The following is a 1,234-nucleotide window of genomic DNA, read 5'->3' on the forward strand; positions in this document are numbered from 1 at the left end:
GCTTCCTAGTTTGCTCTTTGATTTTCATTGAGTATAACTAGTCTTGTAATTGTCTAAACGTTAAATATTTCATCTTCTATTCCTCGCAAAAAAGCGAGACATCCGTCCCGCCCTTCTTATTTTTCGTCAATAACGATTCTTACTTTTTTGTATTCAGTTGGGACAGAGTAGACAATCGTTCTTATCGCAGAAATAGTGCGACCCTTACGACCGATTACACGACCCACATCGCTTTGATCAAGATTCAAATGATATTCCAAAAATTCTGGTGTATCCTCAATCTTGATAGTTAAGGCATCTGGTTGTGAAATTAAGGGCTTCACAATCGCAATAATGAGATTTTCAATCGTATCCATCTGTCAACCTACTTTAAACTTATTTTGAAAATTTAGAATCGTGGAATTTTTTCAATACGCCTTCTTTTGAAAGGATGTTACGTACTGTGTCTGAAGGTTGAGCTCCATTAGCCAACCATGCAAGAACGCGGTCTTCTTTCAAAGTTACTTGGTTTTCAGCAACAAGTGGGTTGTAAGTTCCAACTGTTTCGATGAAACGTCCGTCACGTGGTGAACGTGAATCTGCTACGTTGATACGGTAGAAAGGTTTTTTCTTAGAACCCATACGAGTCAAACGGATTTTAACTGCCATTTTTAAAGTCTCTTTTCTTATTTTTTATTTCGGTGAAATAGCTGAGCTATTTAGCACATGTTCTATTATAGCAGATTTCTAACAGGTGTCAAGAAAAAAACTTGACAGACTATAAAATTTTTAAACCATTTAGAAATTTGTTAGAAGTAGGAAATAAATGTTTGAAAGAGGCTATCCGTGAATAGTATTTTAGAAATATTTTATAAAGAACACCAAGTCAAACCCTTCATCTCTCCTGAACGTGATTTGGATGCTTGGCTCCTAAATCCTAAGCCCGTTCCCAAACGAAATATGGACTTATTGGCAGATGATTCGCTGGCAGGTGATATCATTCTACTATGGAGAATACAGTTTGGAACTTTTACCACCGAAACATGATTTTAAAAACTCCCATTCGAATATGATTCAAAATTCGCTTAAAATCAATGTTTTCCCACTTTTTCAGAAAACAAATTTTCATCTAATTTAAATAACTTTCAATTAAATGGTATGAATTTTGCTTAAAATCATCAAAAAACACCCCATGGTGTGAACCATAATACTCTTTGAAAATCTCTTCAAACCACGTCAACGTCGTCTTGCCGTA

General features: G+C 35.4%; 3 protein-coding genes. 1 reads left to right on the plus strand and 2 read right to left on the minus strand.

Annotated features, from left to right (window positions below; genetic code table 11):
- Window positions 1–116: 116 nt before the first annotated feature.
- Both kphA and rpsP read right to left on the minus strand, forming a co-directional pair.
- On the minus strand, window positions 117–356 hold the full coding sequence (kphA, locus tag HT671_RS11255; RefSeq protein WP_000379621.1) for an RNA-binding protein KphA: 240 nt from the start codon (window positions 354–356) through the stop codon (window positions 117–119).
- A 19-nt stretch (window positions 357–375) separates the two neighbouring features.
- On the minus strand, window positions 376–648 hold the full coding sequence (gene rpsP, locus HT671_RS11260; RefSeq protein WP_000268761.1) for a 30S ribosomal protein S16: 273 nt from the start codon (window positions 646–648) through the stop codon (window positions 376–378).
- 177 nt (window positions 649–825) lie between these two features.
- On the opposite strand from rpsP, the gene HT671_RS11265 reads away from it, so the two are divergent.
- Window positions 826–1,026: a hypothetical protein gene (locus HT671_RS11265; protein WP_001084631.1), complete on the plus strand. Its 201-nt coding sequence runs from the start codon at window positions 826–828 to the stop codon at window positions 1,024–1,026.
- Window positions 1,027–1,234 lie beyond the last annotated feature (208 nt).

It is taken from the genome of Streptococcus sp. 2741, assembly GCF_013276315.1.
GTDB classification, from domain to species: domain Bacteria; phylum Bacillota; class Bacilli; order Lactobacillales; family Streptococcaceae; genus Streptococcus; species Streptococcus pseudopneumoniae.